Genomic DNA, 16,439 nt, shown 5'->3' with positions numbered 1-16,439 from the left:
GCTTCCTATCGTCTTTCGTCCTGTTCCGCGGACAAAAGCACACCGGACGCCCCAGTGGGGTCGGTGTCTTCATCCATCGGTTGGGCAATGTATCGGGCCAGTCTTTTGGCCTTTTCCACTGCCGATTGGGCTGCGGCCCCGCTCGTTAGGGCAGCATGTATCACATTTTCAAGTCCAAGTGCCAAACCCATTTCAGCACTTTGAAGGAATTCGAAGTGCGGCACGTCGGGACCGGAAAGTCCCTGTTCGCGCCGCGCATAATTGAGGGCCTTGAGCGTCCCTCGCATCTTGTTGCGCCCGTCCTCGGCCGCATCACTCGCGGTCAGGAGAGCAATAACGTCCATGTTCTCGAGCGCGCCCTTGACCTTGGTCGCCCCGGACACGAATTGCCCGGCTTTCTTGGCCATGCCCAAGGCCGACAACAACCGTTGCTCTAGCCGGAGCCGGGTAAGGTCGGCCAGATTGTCAGCGACTGTTACCGGCGCCTTAAGGCTCCGGGCAAAGGCCTTTTTCTTGACCGCCTCGGCCACTGCCGCATGGCTGAGCGTGATCCACACACCGCGCCCTTCGGCCCGCGCATCTACATCGGGGACCAGCATATCGTCTGGCCCCACGGCGAAGCGAACAAGGTCCTCAGCCGGTTTTTCCGTCCGGGTGAGGGCACAAGTCCTGATCATGTCCGCGCGCCGGGGCAAACCGGGTGCTCCCTAGAGGTAGGCGGTCAGGAGACCGCCTCCTCCTCGGCTACTTCCTCGCCGTCATCGGCAGGAATGTCTTCGGCGCTGATCCAGCCAGCCTTGACGCGAGCCTGCATGATCATGTCCTCGGCTTCCTCGCGCGACACGGGGAAGTCCTTGAAGGCGCCGTCGAAGCGCTTGGTCTCGCCATCCTTGCGTTCGGTCCAGCCGACGAGATCGTCGGCGGCGCAGCCGGCAAAGTCCTCGACCGTCTTGATATCGTCCTTGCCCAGAGCCACCAGCATGGCAGCATTCAAACCCGCGATCTCGTAAAGCTCGTCCTCGACGCCCAGCGCGGTGCGCTCTTCGTCGAACTTGCGGTCGATCTCTGCCAGGTATTCGGCAGCGCGGTTCTGGATTTCGCCGGCGGTTTCTTCGTCGAAGCCTTCAATCGATGCGATTTCGTTCGCTTCGATATAGGCCAGTTCCTCGACGGTGGAGAAACCTTCGGAAGCCAGTAGTTGGGCAACCATCTCGTCAACGTCAAGGGCCTGCATGAAGAGAGCCGAGCGTTCGGTAAACTCTTTCTGGCGGCGTTCCGATTCTTCCTGCTCGGTGAGGATATCGATATCCCAACCGATCAGCTGCGAAGCGAGGCGCACATTCTGGCCACGGCGGCCGATGGCGAGCGACAGCTGCTCGTCCGGCACCACGACTTCGATGCGCTCGGCCTGCTCGTCGAGCACCACCTTGGCGACATCGGCCGGCTGCAGGGCAGAAACCACGAGATCGGCAATGGTGTCGGTCCAGGGGATGATGTCGATCTTTTCGCCCTGCAGTTCGGCCACCACGGCCTGCACGCGCGACCCGCGCATACCGACGCAAGCGCCGACGGGGTCGATCGAAGAGTCATTGGAGGTAACGGCGATCTTGGCGCGCGAGCCCGGATCGCGGGCGATCGAGCGGATGGTGATCACGCCATCATAGATTTCCGGCACTTCCTGCATGAACAGTTTTGCCATGAACTGCGGATGGGTGCGGCTGAGGAAAATCTGCGGGCCGCGCTGTTCGCGGCGCACGTCATAGATATAGGCACGCACGCGATCACCATAACGGAAGAGTTCGCGCGGGATCAGCTCGTCACGGCGGATAATCGCTTCGCCACGGCCCAGATCGACGATCACATTGCCGTATTCGACGCGCTTGACGGTGCCGTTGACGATCTCGCCGACGCGGCCGGTATATTCTTCGAACATGCGGTCACGTTCGGCATCGCGCACCTTCTGCACGATCACCTGCTTGGCCGACTGGGCAGCGATACGGCCAAATTCCATCGGTGGCAGCGGTTCGGTCAGGAAGTCGCCGATCTTGGCCTGCGGCGACTTGCTCTTGGCATAGCTGAGCTCGACCTGGCGGCTCGGCTCTTCCACGGCATCGACGATCTCGAGCAGGCGCCACATGCGCGTTTCGCCCGAGCGCGGATTGATCTCGACCTTGATTTCGGTTTCGGCGCCATAGCGGCCCTTGGCCGCCTTTTCCATGGCGTCCTGCATCGCCTCGATCACGACCATGCGGTCGATCGATTTCTCGCGCGCAACAGCGTCGGCGATCTGCAACAGCTCAAGGCGATTGGCTGAAACGGCCATTTAGTTCTTCTCCTCGGAGGAATCGTCGCTGGTCGCGGTTTCCTCGACCAGGTCATCATTGTCGGCGTCGGCATATTCGACCGTTTCGGTCTCGTCGTCGTCGATCGGGTGCAGCTCCTGGTCGGCACGAGCCTGGTCCATGAGCTTGTCGGTCATCACCAGCTTGGCTTCGGCGATGTTGACGAAGCTGAGCTTGTGGTTGGGGTCGGTGCCACCCGGCGCATCGGGCAGGATAATGGTGACGCCCTCGTCATCGACCGGGCCGATATGCCCACGAAAACGCTTGCGGCCATTGATCATGTCGTGAAGCTCGATCTTGGCCTCATGGCCGGCAAAGCGCTCGTAGTCGCGCTTGCGCACCAGCGGCCGGTCAATGCCGGGCGAGCTGACTTCGAGATGGTATTCGCGGTCTATCGGATCCTCGACGTCGAGCACCGGCGAAAGGTCCTTGGAGAGGTTTTCGCAGTCGTTGATGGTGAAGCGCCCGTTTTCGTCTTCGGCCATGATCTGCAGCGTGGTGCCGTTTTCCGGCGTCACCTTGATGCGGACCAGCGAATAGCCGAGGCCGATCGCCACCGGTTCGACGATCCGGGCGATGCGGGCCTCGAGCCCGCTTTCCTTGATGTAGCGCTTTTCAGCAAGATCGAACGCCATAGGAGATCCCAGATAAGCAAAAAGAGCGGGGCCGGTCAGGGCACCCACTCTCGATTGAGAGCATCGATGTTGCCTCCATATAGCGCCGCCCTCGGCAAAACGCAAGATCGTGCCGTCAAGGGTTCGTAAAGGGTCTCGACCGAAAACGGAAACCCAGCTTCGCCCTATGGCGTCATATATCAAGGCCGCTGCACGCGTGCGGGGGCTTCCACCAGTCGAGATGCGAACGCGCCATGTCTGCTGTGCTCGAAAAGCCAAGTCCTGTCTCACCTATCGCCGACGAGGCGCGGCTCGAGGCCGTCGCCCGCTACGATGTGCTTGATACGCCGCGCGAGCCGGCCTTTGACCGTGTCGCCTCGCTGATCCGGCTGATCTTTGGTGTCGAAACCTCCGTCGTGTCGCTGATCGACGGGCACCGGCAATGGTTCAAGGCAGCGGAAGGCAACAAAGTCGACGAGCTGCCCATCAAAGATACGTTTTGCCGCCACGCGCTGATCGCGAGCGCCCCGCTGATCGTGCCCGATGCCACCAAGGACGAGCGCTTTCGCAACAATCCCCTGGTGACCGGCGAGGTCGGGGTACGCTTTTATGCCGGCGTCCCCATCACCACATACGACGGCTTCAACATCGGCACGGTCTGCGCCATCGACAGCCACCCGCGCGAGTTCTCCGAGCGCGAAGAGAAGATCCTTTATGAACTCGCCCAGATCGTCACCAATGAGCTCGAGCTCAGGCGGCTGGCCACAACCGACGGCCTCACCGGCATCAGCACGCGCCGCGCCTTCAAGGAAGATGCTCAAAAGTTCGTGGCGCTGGCGCGCCGCCACCGCAGCCAGCTCAGCGCCATCGCCTTCGACATCAATCACTTCAAGAAGGTCAACGACACCTATGGCCACGCTGCTGGCGACGTGGTGCTCAAAGCCGTGGCCGAGACCGTTGGCGGCGTCCTGCGCCAGAGCGATGTCCTGGGCCGCCTGGGTGGCGAAGAATTCGCTGTGATCCTGCCCGATGCCGACGCGGCGTCGGCCATGGCCGTCGCCGAAAAACTCCGCCATAGTCTACTGACGCTGCGCTTTCCCGGCAGCAAGCCGCCGATGACCATTTCGGCCAGCTTTGGCGTAGCCACGCTCGATCCGGGCGCCGACGATCTTGATGCGCTTCTGGTCAAGGCCGACGAGGCGCTCTACGAAGCCAAAGGCGCCGGTCGCAATGTTTCGATGCTGTGGCGCGGGGCGACCACGGCCACCACGCGGCATATCGACCGCCGTCGGGTGCTCAAGGCTGGGCGGCTGGTGTTCAACGACAAAAAATCGGTGATCGACTGTACCGTCCGCGCCCTCTGGGACGGCGGCGCAGAAGTCCAGGTCTTCAACTCGGCCGATATTCCAGACGCGGTGACGCTGGAGATCCGCTCCTCCGGCTTTAAGTGGGACGCGACTGTCGTGTCGCGGCGCCCGACCAGCCTCGAACTGAGCTTCAGAGCCGCTTGAAGCCAAAGTAGAAGCTGACCATCCGCCCCTCGCGCCGCGCCTTCTGCTCATAACGCGTCGGCTGCCAGCCGGGATACGGCTCGTGCCAGGCGCCCGGACGATCGGCATTGAAGAGGAAATCGGGCGCCCGCACGATGTGGGCGAGCGTCCAGTCGGCATAGTCCTCGATATCGCTGGCGAAAAAGAACGTACCCCCCGGGCGGATCACCCGCGCCAGTTCGGCAAGCGTCGTCGGGGAAACGAACCGCCGCTTGTGGTGGCGGGTTTTCGGCCAAGGATCGGGATAAAGCAGGTACGCCGCATCGACAGAGGCGTCAGGCAGGGCCATCAAGAGCTTCAAAGCATCATCGGTGAAAAGCCGCACATTGGTGAGCTCGGCTGCCGCGATGGCCTGCACCATCTTGCCGATGCCGCCGGTAAACACCTCGCAGCCGATAAAGCCGGTTTGCTTTTCCTCGCTCGCCTTGCGCGCCAGGTGCTCGCCCCCGCCATAGCCGATTTCGATGACGATGCGCTCGGCATTGGGAAAGAGCTGTTTGGGATCGAGCTTGCCGGCAAGCTCGATTTCCACCGCCGGCAGCACATCTTCGACCAGAGCCTTTTGCCCCCCATGCAACGTCTTGCCGGAGCGGCGGCCGAAAAAGGCCCGAGGCTCACCGAAGCGGGTTTTTGGGAGTTGATGGTCGGTCATCGCAGAATAACAATCTTCGCCAGCTGTGTTTGCTGCGCAGATAGCAGGCAAAAGAGGGTAGGTGGTAGCGGCAATCTGCGCAGTGCCGATCAGATGCCAGGCAAACCGATCTTTGGCAGCACTCCTCCCCCGAAGTGCGGGGGAGGCTCGGTGCTGGGTACCTAGTGCAGCGTTGCGACGCCGATGTTCTGGTCGCCCAGCCATTCGGTGACCGCGGCCTGCGTGTCCGCCACCATGAGCGGCGTGCCATCGGCGGACATCACCAGGTGATAAAGCGTTGCGGCATCGAACTGGGCGTCCTCGATAAGGCCGGACAGCAGGATGCCATCCACCGACTTCACATAGGCCACGGCGTCACCGCCAAGGGCCGCGAACTGGGCGCGGGTCATATCCTTGAGCGGATTGGCAGTATCGATCGCGGCGTCGTTTCTCTTATCCATCATTTTCTTGGCCCTTTCCTGTTTTGCCTGGCCGCGGGGGCTGATCGCTAGAGCGATCGAATATCTATCTTGCGGGCGATCTTGGGCGCTTGCGGACGCTCAAGGGTAATAACGAGCATGCCATGGCTCAAAGTTGCATCACGGACTTCCATGCCTTCGGCGAGGAGGAAGGATCGCTGGAATTGCCGGGCGGCAATGCCGCGGTGCAGATAGTTGCGAGAGGGATCGTCCCGCTGCTTGCCGCGCACCTGAAGGCCATTGTCTTCCACCGTCACATCGAGCTCGCTCGAGGCGAAACCGGCGACCGCAATCGAGATCAGGAACCGCTCGGCACCATCGGCGGAAACCGTGCGCTCGATGTTATAGGGCGGGTAGCTGTCGGCGGTACGGGCCAAGCGGTCGATGCGTTCTTCGAACGTGTCGAAGCCGAGAAGAAATGGTGCGGAAAACACCGAGATACGCGACATGATGGGCGTCCTTGAACTCAAGCAACGTCTTGCACCCGCGACCCTAACAATGGCATCGCTGGCACGAGCAGGATATGGGCTGAAAACCCATGATTTCAAGGCTGAGGAGCGTTGCACCATGGGTAAGACGGTCGCCATCATCACCCCAGCATTCAAGGCGCAGGAGACGCTGCCCGAGACGGTGCGCAGCGTGCTCGAGCAGACGCATGGCGATTGGCAGCACTGGATCATCGCCGACGACGGCTTTGACTATGCTAGCTTCCTCGATCAGCAGGGTCTGGGCGACAAGCGGCAGGTCTTTGCGACCACCGGCCGCATCGGCAGCGGGGCCTCGCAGACGCGCAATGTAGCGCTCGAACAGCTGGCGACGCCCTATGCGGCGATCCTTGATGCGGATGATCGGCTGAAAGGGCAAAAGCTCGAACGGGCGGTGGACGCTCTGGACGAATTCGGCATCGTCACCACCGCGCTCGACGTGGTCACGACCGGCTTTTCACATTTGCGTTTCGTGGGTGACGGACCGGACCGCAAGCTCACGGCAGGCGAGCACAAGTGGGTTAATCTTTCCATGGACTCCATGGTGGTCTGGGATCGCCGACGGGCCGACGGCCGCTATGACCCCACTATCCGCAACATGAACGACCTCGACTTCCTGCTGCAGCTGTTCCGTACCGTGCCGCAGAGCTTTCATCTCGGCACGCCGCTGCATGACTATGTCAAACGCGATGGATCGCTCAGCAATGGCGCCGAAACCGCGGCGGCGATGATCCATGCCAAGACGGCGATCCTCGATCGGCTGGAGGCAGGATATTATGGGCTAAGCGCAGATGACGTTGCCGGGGTCGCCGGATTTTTGCGCGTTTCTCTGGCGGCGGAGGCGGCTTATGGGGATGCGGTCGCCGCCAGGCCGGGGCTCCTTTTTGAAGATCATCTCGAACCGCGTTTGCGCGCATCCAAGCCCTTGCCTTAGCGGGCCTTTGCCCCTATAGAGCCCACTTCTCCGGACCGCCCGGCCAAAAGGCATGCCGTGGCGGTTCTTGAATGCGATGGGCCACCAATCCATCTCACCACCACTTGAGGACCCGCAAAATGCCAAAGATGAAGACCAAGTCCGGCGCCAAGAAGCGTTTCAGCTTCACCGCCACGGGCAAGGTGAAGGCCGGCGTCGCCGGCAAGCGCCACCGCCTGATCAGCCACAATGCCAAGTACATCCGCACCAACCGCGGCACCAAGATCCTGTCCAAGGGCGACGAGGGTCTGGTGAAGTGGTACATGCCGTACAATCGCTAAGCTGGAAGGACACAAAATAAATGGCACGCGTTAAACGTGGCGTAACCGCCCACGCTCGTCACAAGAAGGTCTTGAAGGCCGCCGAGGGCTATTATGGCCGTCGTAAGTCTACGATCCGTATCGCCAAGCAGGCCGTCGAAAAGGCCGGCCAGTACGCTTATCGCGATCGTCGCGTCAAGAAGCGCAACTTCCGTGCGCTCTGGATCCAGCGCATCAACGCTGCCGTGCGCGATCACGGCCTGACCTATGGCCGATTTATCGACGGCCTCAGCAAGGCTGAAGTTGCTGTCGACCGCAAGGTGCTGTCTGATCTCGCGATCACCCAGCCCGAAGCGTTCGCTGCCCTGGTCACCAAGGCCAAGGCTGCGCTGGCGTATCTGGAAAGCGTGGACTCCGTCACCCACGCCCGCGTCACCGCCTAAGCACCCTCCTCGCTGAGGCTGAAATTTGCGCCTTGCGCCACCCGGAAGGGCTGGCGCGGGGCGTTTTGTTTTGGTCTATAGCGGCCAAGAACACGACAACCCATGAGACCTCATGGTGAGCTTGTCGAACCACGAGGTAGGGCACACTGATCTTGCCACAACCTCGTCCTTCGACAGGCTCAGGATGAGGTCTGCTGATGAGACTGCGGAAGACATAAGATGTCCCTAGACGCCCAGATCGAAACCCTGCGCACCGATCTCTCCGCCGCCATTTCTGGAGCCGAGACCGAAGCCGCGCTCGATGCCGTACGTGTCTCGGCGCTGGGCAAGAAGGGCAGCGTTTCGGCCCTCCTCGCTTCGCTCGGCGCGATGGCGCCGGAAGAGCGCAAATCCGCGGGCCCTGCAATCAATGGGCTCAAGGCTGAGATCGCCGGATTGATCGAGACCCGCAGCGAGGCTCTCAAGCGCGCCGCGCTCGATGCCCGGCTCAAGGCCGAGACGGTCGACATCACCCTGCCCCTGCCGCCCGCCCCCACGGCCCGCGGCCGCATCCACCCGATCTCGCAGACCATCGACGAGATTACCGCGATTTTCTCCGACATGGGCTTTTCGATCGCCGAAGGGCCCGATATCGAGACCGACTACTATAATTTCACCGCGCTCAACTTCCCCGAAGGCCATCCGGCGCGCGAAATGCACGATACGTTCTTCATGAAGCCCGGCCCCGACGGGGTGAAGAAGGTGCTGCGCACCCATACCTCGCCGGTGCAGGTGCGCGTTATGCAAAAGACCAATGACAAGCCCGCTGCCGGCTACCTGACGCCCGCCATGGACCCGCCGATCCGCGTGGTCATGCCCGGCCGCACCTATCGCAACGACTCGGACCAGACGCATACGCCGATGTTCCATCAGGTCGAGGGTCTCGTCATCGACAAGAGCTCCCATATCGGCCAGCTGCGCTGGGTGCTCGAAGAGTTCCTCAAGGCCTTTTTCGAAGTGCCCAATGTCACGCTTCGCTTCCGGCCGAGCTTTTTTCCCTTCACCGAACCGTCGATGGAAGTGGACGTCCAGTGCGATCGCTCCGGCTCCGAGGTCAAGATCGGCGAGGGCAGCGATTGGCTCGAAATTCTGGGCTGCGGCATGGTACACCCCAATGTCATCCGCAATGCCGGGCTCGACCCGGACGTCTACCAGGGCTTTGCCTGGGGCATGGGCATCGACCGCATTGCCATGCTGAAATACGGCATGCCGGACCTGCGCGCCTTCTTCGACGCCGATCAGCGCTGGATCGAGCATTACGGGTTCCGGCCCCTGGACCTGCCGACCCTGTTCGGCGGACTTTCGAGCTGACACGTGCCGACGCTCTTGCGGTGGAAGGGATACCGGTTTTTCTTCTACTCGGCCGATGGGTGGGAGCCGCCGCATGTTCATGTTGTCAAAGACGGGTGCGAAGCCAAGATATGGCTGCGGGACATGTCGGTGGCCGTTAACCTCGGCTTCTCCGCCCGTGACCTGAACGAGATCATCGGCGCGGCGCGCGAGAACAAGGACGCCTTTCTGGAGGCCTGGAATGACTACTTTGGTGCTTGAGATCGAGGATAGCCAGCCTGTCGAGGCGCATTGCGATGAGAGGCAGCTGCATGTTCGCCTTGCGGATGGCCGCATTCTTTCGACGCCGCTCTGGTGGTATCCACGCCTTGCAGCGGCCTCCGCTAACGCGAGAGCGGAAATAGAGCTCATGCCGATGGGCTTGCACTGGCCCGAAGTCGACGAAGACATTTCCATCGCCAGTATGTTGCGGGGCCAGAAAGCGCCCGGCGCTGTCGCTCCATAACTTTCCGCTACCGGTCGCTACCGGCGCGTTTTGATTTCTGCTGAAGGCCAAAGACATGAAATTCACCCTCGACTGGCTCAAGGAACATCTCGACACCAAGGCGACTGCCGAGGAGATCGGCGTCGCGCTGACGACTGTCGGGCTTGAGGTGGAAGGCATCGAAAGCCAGGGCAAGGCCTTGGACAAGTTCGTCGTCGCCAAGGTGGTGTCAACCGAGCCGCATCCCAATTCCGATCATCTTAATGTCTGCAAGGTGGATGCCGGGACGGGCGAGTTGATCGACGTCGTTTGCGGCGCGCCCAATGTCAAAACCGGCATGAAGTCGGTCTTTGCCTTTCCCGGCACCTATATTCCGGGCAAGGATTTCGAGCTCAAGGGTGGGGTCGTCATTCGCGGGCAGCCATCCAACGGCATGCTCTGCTCGGCGGCGGAACTGCAGCTTTCCAACGATCATAACGGCATTATCACGCTGCCGGACGATGCGCCGGTAGGCGCAAAATACGTCGACTATGCCGGTATCAACGGCGTGGTGTTCGACATTTCGATCACCCCGAACCGCGGCGATGCGACCGGCGTCTATGGCGTGGCGCGCGACCTCGCTGCCTTTGGCATCGGCACGCTCAAAACGACCGACATGTCGCCGGTGCCGTCGGTTGGTCCGAGCCCCATCCCGCCGCTGCCGCAGCAGTTCGCTGACGGCGAGCTCAAGGCGATCCGCAAATTTGCCGGCCGCTATTTCCGCGGCATCAAGAATGGCCCGTCGCCGGATTGGCTGCAGGCGCGACTGCGGACCGTTGGACTGCGGCCGATCAATACCGTGGTCGATATCACCAACCTCGTTTCGCTCGGCTGGGGCCGCCCGCTCCACGCCTATGATGCCGATAAGGTCGAGGGCGACATGGTGCTGCGCATGGGCCGCGGCGAAAGCTTCGATGCCCTGGACAACAAGGTGTATACCCTCGACGAGACCATGACCGTCATCGCCGACGATCAAGGTCCGCTCTGCCTTGGCGGCATCATGGGCGGCATCCGCTCGGGCGTGACCGAGGAAACCACCAACGTCTTCATGGAATGCGCCAGCTGGGATCCCGAGCTCATCGCCCGCACCGGCCGCAAAACCGGCATTGTTTCGGATGCCCGCTATCGGTTGGAACGCGGCGTCGATCCGGCGTTGACCGAACCGGGGCTGGAACTGGCCACGCGGCTGGTGCTGGAGCTTTGCGGTGGCAAAGCGCTGGAGCCGGTGACTTCCGGCGAGGACGTCTTCCCCAAGACCGTTGTTGAGTTCCCGCTCGGCGAGGTAAAGCGCCTGACGGGCCTCGATGTGTCACCAGAACGGATCGATGCGATTTTCGGATCGCTTGGCTTCAAAACTTCGGGCTCGGGCGAGACGCGGACCGTTCAAGTGCCGAGCTGGCGCCCGGATGTAACGCAGAAAGCAGACCTTGTCGAAGAGGTCATGCGCATGGTTGGCGTCGACAATGTTCCGGTCGAGCCCTTGCCGCGCTTGAGCCATGTGGCGCCGCGCATGCTGACCACGATCCAGAATCGTCGGCGTATCGTGCGTCGTGCATTGGCGGCGCGTGGCCTCGACGAGGTGGTGACCTGGAGCTTCATCTCCAATGCCGATGCGACCCGCTTTGGCGGTGGTACCGAGGATCGGCAGCTGGCCAATGCCATCGCCTCGGACATGACCGACATGCGGCCGTCGCTCCTGCCGGGCCTGCTTGCCGGTGCGCGGCGCAATGGCAATCGCGGCTTTGGCGACGTGGCTTTGTTCGAGGTCGGGCAGGTGTTTCTGTCAGATCGGCCCGAGGGGCAGCATACCTTTGCTTCCGGCATGCGCACCGGGACGGCACGGCAGGATGGCGCTGGCCGGCACTGGTCGGGCAAGGCCCAGGCGGTCAGCGTTTGGGATGCCAAGGCAGACCTTTCGGCCGCGCTCGACGCCCTGGGTGTCGACATCGACAAGGTCCAGGTGCTGGCCGAGCCCGCCGCCTGGAGCCATCCGGGGCGCGGCGGTCGCGTGGCGCTGGGCCCGAAGGTGACTCTGGGCTGGTTCGGCGAATTGCATCCGGCTCTGGCGGCCGAGCTTGATCTTGAGGGCGCCGTTGCTCTGTTCGAGATCGACCTTGATGCCCTTCCGGAAGCGCGTAAGAAAGCCAGCAAGACCAAGCCGGCCATTGAGCTTTCGCAGTTTCAACCTGTCTCTCGCGACTTTGCCTTCGTCATGGATCGCGGTGTTGCCGCAGCAACGATCCTGAGAGCGGCGCGCGGTGCCGACAAGGCGCTGATCAGGCAAGTCGACATTTTCGACGTCTTCGAAGGCGCCCATGTCGGCGAAGGCAAGAAGTCGGTCGCGATCGAAGTCACGCTTCAGCCCAAGGACCGCACGCTCACCGACGAGGAAATCGAAAAGGTGTCCGCAGCGGTGGTCGCGGCAGTGACCAAGACGACGGGCGGAGAATTGCGGAAGTAGCTCCGAAGCCCCAACCCCCCTCCCCCGTAAGTCGGGGGAGGAGTTCGAGCGGTGAAAGTGGCTGGATCGATGTCTGGAACTGGCCGGCTCCTCCCCCGACTTACGGGGGAGGTTGGGTGGGGGAGGCCCACTCTCTTTACTCCGGGCTTAAGCGATGGAGCTTCCCCATGTCCCGCACCGATGAAATCCTGGCACGCCTGTCCCAGCTCCACCCCAAGCTGATCGACCTGTCCCTCGATCGCATGCTGCCGCTGCTCGAGCGACTAGGCAATCCGCAGGATCACCTGCCGCCGACCATCCATGTGGCTGGCACCAATGCCAAGGGCTCGACCATCGCCTATCTGCGGGCCTTTCTCGAGGCTGCGGGGAAACGGGTGCATGTCTACAATTCCCCCCATCTTGTGCGCTTCAACGAGCGCATCCGGCTGGCCGGCAAGCTGGTTCAGACGGAACCGCTGAACGCGGCGCTGGAAGAGGTGGAACGGCTCAATGGAGGTGACCCGATCACCTTTTTCGAGGTGACCACCGTCGCAGCCTTCAAGCTCTTTGCGGAAAAGCCCGGAGACTATCTGCTGCTGGAAACGGGCATGGGCGGGACCTTTGACACCACCAATGTGGTCCGGCATCCGCTCGGAACCATCATCACCCCGATCGACTATGACCATCAGGCCTTCTTGGGCAACACGCTAGGAGAGATTGCCTCCAGCAAGGCGGGGATCCTCAAGCGCGGTGCCAAGGCAGTGATGGGGCTGCAGCAGGATGTGGCGCGCCACGTGCTGGAGCGTGCGGCGGCGCGGCTGGGCGTGCGACCGGTCTGGCAGGGCGAGGATTTTCACGGCAGCGCGCAAGACGGACGACTAGTGTTCCAGGACGAGGATGGCCTCCTCGACCTGCCGCCCCCTGCCCTCCTTGGCGCGCATCAATTTGAAAACGCAGCTCTGGCCATAGCCGCGGTCCGACACTTTGCGCTGCCGGTGGATGAAGCAGCGCTGGCGGAAGGATTGCGGCGGGTGAGCTGGCCCGCGCGGATGCAGCCGCTGCGCACCGGCGTGTTGCGAGCGCTGCTGCCCGACAGCCACGAGCTCTGGCTCGATGGCGGCCACAATGCGCATGGCGTGGCGGCGCTGGCGCGCTCCATCGCGGCGATGCCGCAAAAGCCGCTGGTGCTGATCATGGGGATGATGAACACGCGCCAGCCCGAGGATATCCTGGCGCCGTTCCAAGACCTGCAGCCGGTCTCGGTCATGACGCTGACGATCCCGGGCGAAACCAATGCGCGCGACGCCGAGGAAATTGCCGGGCGGGCGCGAGCCCAAGGTTTTCCGGCCGCGGCGAAGTCAGACCTCAGGGAAGCGTTGATCGAAGCCTCAAAGGTCGAAGGTGCGCGCGTTTTGATCTGTGGGTCTTTGTATCTAGCGGGAGATGTCCTCGCGCAGAACGGGACCTTGCCTGACTGAAGCCCCCACCCAGCCTCCCCCGTAACGCGGGGGAGGAGTTCCATCGAGCAAATCTTAAGCGGCGTAGTGCGTCTCGAGCGGCGTCGTCAAAATCGAGTAAAGGCGAGCCGGGTCGCTTTCGGCACGCAACTGTTCGGTGATGCTTTCGGTCCGCAGCAGACGGGCGACCTTCGATAGCGCCTTAAGATGATCGGCACCGGCACCGATCGGCGCAAGCAGCGTCACAACGATGTCGACTGGCTCGTCGTCCACGGCGTCGAATTCGATCGGCTGGTCGAGGCGGGCGAAAATGGCGGTGACATGCTTGAGGCCTGCAACTTTGCCATGCGGCACAGCAATACCATTGCCCAGGCCAGTCGAGCCGAGGTCTTCGCGCGCCTCAAGGGTCGCCAGCAGATCTTCCGCGGCAAAGCCGGTCAGTTCGGCGGCCTTGTCGGCAATGATCTTGAAGAGTTGAGGCTTATCAAGCGCGCCGTTGCAAGTCAGCACGGCGCGCTCTGCCAGAATATCGGCCAAGTCCATTAATCTGCCTTAGGATCTATTACCCCGCGGACAGGCGCGGGCGCCGATCAATTGGCGCCCAGGGCTGGGTCGATCCAGCCAATATTGCCATCCGCGCGGCGGTAGACCACATTCAGCCCGCCATGTCCAGCATGGCGGAACATGACCAGCTGCTGACCGGAAAAATCGAGCTCGGCCACCGCCGCCTCGACGCTCATCTGGCGCAGGTTCTTGGTGGTCTCGGCAATCACCGGCGGCGCATAATCTTCATCAAGTTCGTCAAGCGCCTCGGTGTTGCCGAAAACGGTGTATTGCGCGGTCACCGCATCGAGCCCATCGCCGTCGAAACCCTTGCGATGCGACTTGAGCTTGCGGTTGTAGCGGCGCAGGCGCTTTTCGATATTATTGGCCATGATCTCGTAGGCGGACGTCGCGTCGCCGCCCTGGGCGCTGGCCTGCAGCACGGCGCCCGAATCGAGATGCACCATGCAGTCGGCGCGGAAACCGCTGCCATCGGGGCTGAGGGTCAGGTGTCCGTCGTAGCCGCCGTCGAAATATTTTCCGACCACGGCGGCGAAGTGTTCCTCCGCCTTGCCCCGCAGGGCATCGCCGACATCCATGTTCTTTCCCGAAACGCGTAAGGTCATGGCTTTTTTCCTCTCAGTCTTTGTTTGACGCGAGAGATCCGAAAGCCGTTTCCCGGCTCTACGGGATCACGTCTGCCCTCCACTAGGACGAGGCAGAAGCGATGCTAGACCCGCTCGCGCAAAGGAAGCAATGCGCAAGTGTCGTTACCGGTTCGATTGATCGAGACAGTAGACACACATTCGTCAACCTTGGGGAAGGGTGTCAGGAGGCCTGCGCCAGTTCCTTCTTTTGCCGCCGGCGGATGACGGAAGAGGGGATGTTCATGCCCTCCCGGTATTTGGCGACGGTGCGGCGGGCGACATCCATGCCCTGCTCCTTGCGCAGCATTTCGGCGATCGTGTCGTCGGAAAGAATGGCGCTGGGCGGTTCGGCATCGATCAGCTGCTTGATGCGGTGGCGTACCGCTTCCGCCGAATGATTGCCGCCGCCGTCGGCCGAAGCGATGGCGGTGGTGAAGAAGTACTTCATTTCGTAGAGGCCGCGCGGCGTTGCCATGTATTTTTGCGCGGTGACCCGGGACACGGTCGACTCGTGCATGTCGATGGCTTCGGCCACCATCTTGAGGGTCATGGGCTTGAGATAAGCCACGCCATGGGTGAGGAAGCCGTCCTGCTGGCGCACGATTTCGGCCGCCACCTTCGTGATGGTCTGGGCGCGCTGGTCGAGGCTTTTGGTCAGCCAATTGGCGGTGGCGAGGCAATCGGTAAGGAAGGTCTTTTCGCCCGGGTCCCGGGTCTTCTTGCTGACCGTCGCGTAATAGCTGCGGTTCACCAGAACCTTGGGCAGGATGTCGGAATTGAGCTCGATCTGCCAGCTGCCGTTAGGCCCCGCGCGGACAAAGACGTCGGGGACGACGGTTTCAACAGGGCTGGTGTCGAAGGCAAGACCGGGTTTCGGGTCGAGCATTCGAAGCTCTGCCAGCATATCCTGGAGATCCTCGCGATCGCAGCCGACGCCGCGTAGCAGCGCCGGCATATTGTGCTCAACCAACATCGGCAAGTGATCGATCAGCCGCTGCATCATCGGATCGAGCCGATCGCGCTCGCGCAGCTGCATGGAGAGGCATTCGGCAACAGTGCGGGCAAATATGCCGACCGGATCGCAGGTCTGCAGCACGGCAAGCACGGCCTCGACGTCCTCGATCTCCGCGCCAAGCAATTCGGCGACGCTATCGAGCTCGATGGCGAGGTAGCCGGCTTCGTTGAGGCCATCGATCAGGTGCTGCGCAATAAGGCGGTCTGCCGGCGTGCGCAGCAGCATGTGCGCCTGCGCTTCGAGGTGATCGGAAAGACGCGGACGCGTGGCGACGAACTGGTCGAGGTCAGGCGCATCGCCGCCGTCGAAACTGCCATTGCGGTCGGGTCCACCCCCGGAGCTGCCCAAGTCGCTGGGCGCGCTGTCGGGAAAAACGTTTTCGACGGCGGTATCGTAGCCCTCGGCGATCTGGTCGGCGTCCTTGATGCGATCGGAGGACGCGACGGTATCCTCGTAGGCGCTCATTTCGACCCGTGGCTCGGCGGGTTCGGGCGCCTCATCGGTGCCGCCGTCCTCGCGTTCCAGCAGCGGATTGCGCAGCAATTCGTCGTCGACGAAAGCGGACAATTCGAGATGGCTCAGCTGCAGCAGCCGGATCGACTGCATGAGCTGAGGCGTCAATGTCAGCGTTTGAGACTGGCGAAATTCCAGCCGTGGCGAAAGCGCCATTCGCAAGCGGCCCTTGATGCAAACTTGGGCCGTTGCCGG

18 protein-coding genes are annotated in these 16,439 nt (G+C 62.2%); 9 read left to right on the top strand and 9 right to left on the bottom strand.

Annotated features, from left to right (window positions below):
• Nucleotides 1–5: 5 nt before the first annotated feature.
• The 3 genes from JI748_RS14630 to rimP are packed head-to-tail and all read right to left on the bottom strand — an operon-like array spanning nt 6 to nt 2,977.
• Entirely contained in the window at nt 6–677 is a 672-nt protein-coding gene (locus JI748_RS14630) for an RNA-binding protein (protein ID WP_201632234.1), read from the bottom strand.
• Nucleotides 678–721: 44 nt separating this feature from the next.
• Nucleotides 722–2,323 carry a transcription termination factor NusA gene (nusA, locus tag JI748_RS14625; protein ID WP_201632231.1) on the bottom strand — a complete coding sequence of 534 codons (1,602 nt, stop codon included), beginning with the start codon at nt 2,321–2,323 and terminating at the stop codon, nt 722–724.
• The gene (rimP, locus tag JI748_RS14620) at nt 2,324–2,977 is read right to left on the bottom strand and encodes a ribosome maturation factor RimP (protein ID WP_201632229.1); all 654 of its coding nucleotides are present in this window, start codon (nt 2,975–2,977) and stop codon (nt 2,324–2,326) included.
• Nucleotides 2,978–3,210: 233 nt separating this feature from the next.
• On the opposite strand from rimP, the gene JI748_RS14615 reads away from it, so the two are divergent.
• Nucleotides 3,211–4,467, top strand: a complete 1,257-nt coding sequence (locus JI748_RS14615) for a sensor domain-containing diguanylate cyclase (protein ID WP_201632225.1) — start codon at nt 3,211–3,213, stop codon at nt 4,465–4,467.
• Here JI748_RS14615 and trmB read toward each other — a convergent pair.
• The 3 genes from trmB to JI748_RS14600 all read right to left on the bottom strand — a co-directional run bounded on the left by trmB (nt 4,454) and on the right by JI748_RS14600 (nt 6,065).
• Complete coding sequence (gene trmB / locus JI748_RS14610; RefSeq protein ID WP_201632222.1) at nt 4,454–5,158, bottom strand: tRNA (guanosine(46)-N7)-methyltransferase TrmB; 705 nt, start codon at nt 5,156–5,158, stop codon at nt 4,454–4,456. The genes JI748_RS14615 and trmB overlap by 14 nt on opposite strands.
• A gap of 161 nt (nt 5,159–5,319) precedes the next feature.
• Nucleotides 5,320–5,601 carry a DUF1150 family protein gene (locus JI748_RS14605; RefSeq protein WP_164533045.1) on the bottom strand — a complete coding sequence of 94 codons (282 nt, stop codon included), beginning with the start codon at nt 5,599–5,601 and terminating at the stop codon, nt 5,320–5,322.
• Nucleotides 5,602–5,645: 44 nt separating this feature from the next.
• Complete coding sequence (locus JI748_RS14600) at nt 5,646–6,065, bottom strand: Hsp20 family protein (protein ID WP_201632219.1); 420 nt, start codon at nt 6,063–6,065, stop codon at nt 5,646–5,648.
• 118 nt (nt 6,066–6,183) lie between these two features.
• On the opposite strand from JI748_RS14600, the gene JI748_RS14595 reads away from it, so the two are divergent.
• The 8 genes from JI748_RS14595 (at nt 6,184) to JI748_RS14560 (ending at nt 13,547) form a co-directional block, all read left to right on the top strand.
• Entirely contained in the window at nt 6,184–7,035 is an 852-nt protein-coding gene (locus JI748_RS14595) for a glycosyltransferase family 2 protein (RefSeq protein WP_201632216.1), read from the top strand.
• A 119-nt stretch (nt 7,036–7,154) separates the two neighbouring features.
• Nucleotides 7,155–7,355: a 50S ribosomal protein L35 gene (rpmI, locus tag JI748_RS14590; RefSeq protein ID WP_046105910.1), complete on the top strand. Its 201-nt coding sequence runs from the start codon at nt 7,155–7,157 to the stop codon at nt 7,353–7,355.
• 20 nt (nt 7,356–7,375) lie between these two features.
• Nucleotides 7,376–7,777, top strand: coding sequence for a 50S ribosomal protein L20 (gene rplT / locus JI748_RS14585; RefSeq protein WP_164533042.1), 402 nt, complete (start codon nt 7,376–7,378; stop codon nt 7,775–7,777).
• Nucleotides 7,778–7,996: 219 nt separating this feature from the next.
• Nucleotides 7,997–9,127, top strand: coding sequence for a phenylalanine--tRNA ligase subunit alpha (pheS, locus tag JI748_RS14580; RefSeq protein ID WP_201632213.1), 1,131 nt, complete (start codon nt 7,997–7,999; stop codon nt 9,125–9,127).
• A 3-nt stretch (nt 9,128–9,130) separates the two neighbouring features.
• Entirely contained in the window at nt 9,131–9,367 is a 237-nt protein-coding gene (locus JI748_RS14575) for a DUF4160 domain-containing protein (RefSeq protein WP_201632211.1), read from the top strand.
• Nucleotides 9,348–9,611 (top strand): DUF2442 domain-containing protein, encoded by a 264-nt coding sequence (locus JI748_RS14570; RefSeq protein WP_201632209.1) that lies wholly within the window; start codon nt 9,348–9,350, stop codon nt 9,609–9,611. The genes JI748_RS14575 and JI748_RS14570 overlap by 20 nt, the downstream gene beginning before the upstream one ends.
• 55 nt (nt 9,612–9,666) lie before the next feature.
• Nucleotides 9,667–12,090 (top strand): phenylalanine--tRNA ligase subunit beta, encoded by a 2,424-nt coding sequence (gene pheT / locus JI748_RS14565; protein ID WP_201632206.1) that lies wholly within the window; start codon nt 9,667–9,669, stop codon nt 12,088–12,090.
• Nucleotides 12,091–12,257: 167 nt separating this feature from the next.
• Nucleotides 12,258–13,547, top strand: a complete 1,290-nt coding sequence (locus tag JI748_RS14560) for a bifunctional folylpolyglutamate synthase/dihydrofolate synthase (RefSeq protein WP_201632203.1) — start codon at nt 12,258–12,260, stop codon at nt 13,545–13,547.
• A 54-nt stretch (nt 13,548–13,601) separates the two neighbouring features.
• Here JI748_RS14560 and JI748_RS14555 read toward each other — a convergent pair whose 3' ends face one another.
• The 3 genes from JI748_RS14555 to rpoN all read right to left on the bottom strand — a co-directional run bounded on the left by JI748_RS14555 (nt 13,602) and on the right by rpoN (nt 16,400).
• Entirely contained in the window at nt 13,602–14,069 is a 468-nt protein-coding gene (locus JI748_RS14555; protein WP_201632200.1) for a PTS sugar transporter subunit IIA, read from the bottom strand.
• Nucleotides 14,070–14,116: 47 nt separating this feature from the next.
• Nucleotides 14,117–14,695: a ribosome hibernation-promoting factor, HPF/YfiA family gene (gene hpf, locus JI748_RS14550; RefSeq protein ID WP_201632197.1), complete on the bottom strand. Its 579-nt coding sequence runs from the start codon at nt 14,693–14,695 to the stop codon at nt 14,117–14,119.
• Between the two features lie 202 nt (nt 14,696–14,897).
• Nucleotides 14,898–16,400 carry an RNA polymerase factor sigma-54 gene (gene rpoN / locus JI748_RS14545; RefSeq protein ID WP_201632194.1) on the bottom strand — a complete coding sequence of 501 codons (1,503 nt, stop codon included), beginning with the start codon at nt 16,398–16,400 and terminating at the stop codon, nt 14,898–14,900.
• Nucleotides 16,401–16,439 lie beyond the last annotated feature (39 nt).

Source organism: Devosia rhizoryzae, from assembly GCF_016698665.1.
Classification (GTDB): Bacteria; Pseudomonadota; Alphaproteobacteria; order Rhizobiales; family Devosiaceae; genus Devosia; species Devosia rhizoryzae.
This window is presented reverse-complemented; position numbering and strand designations above follow the sequence as displayed.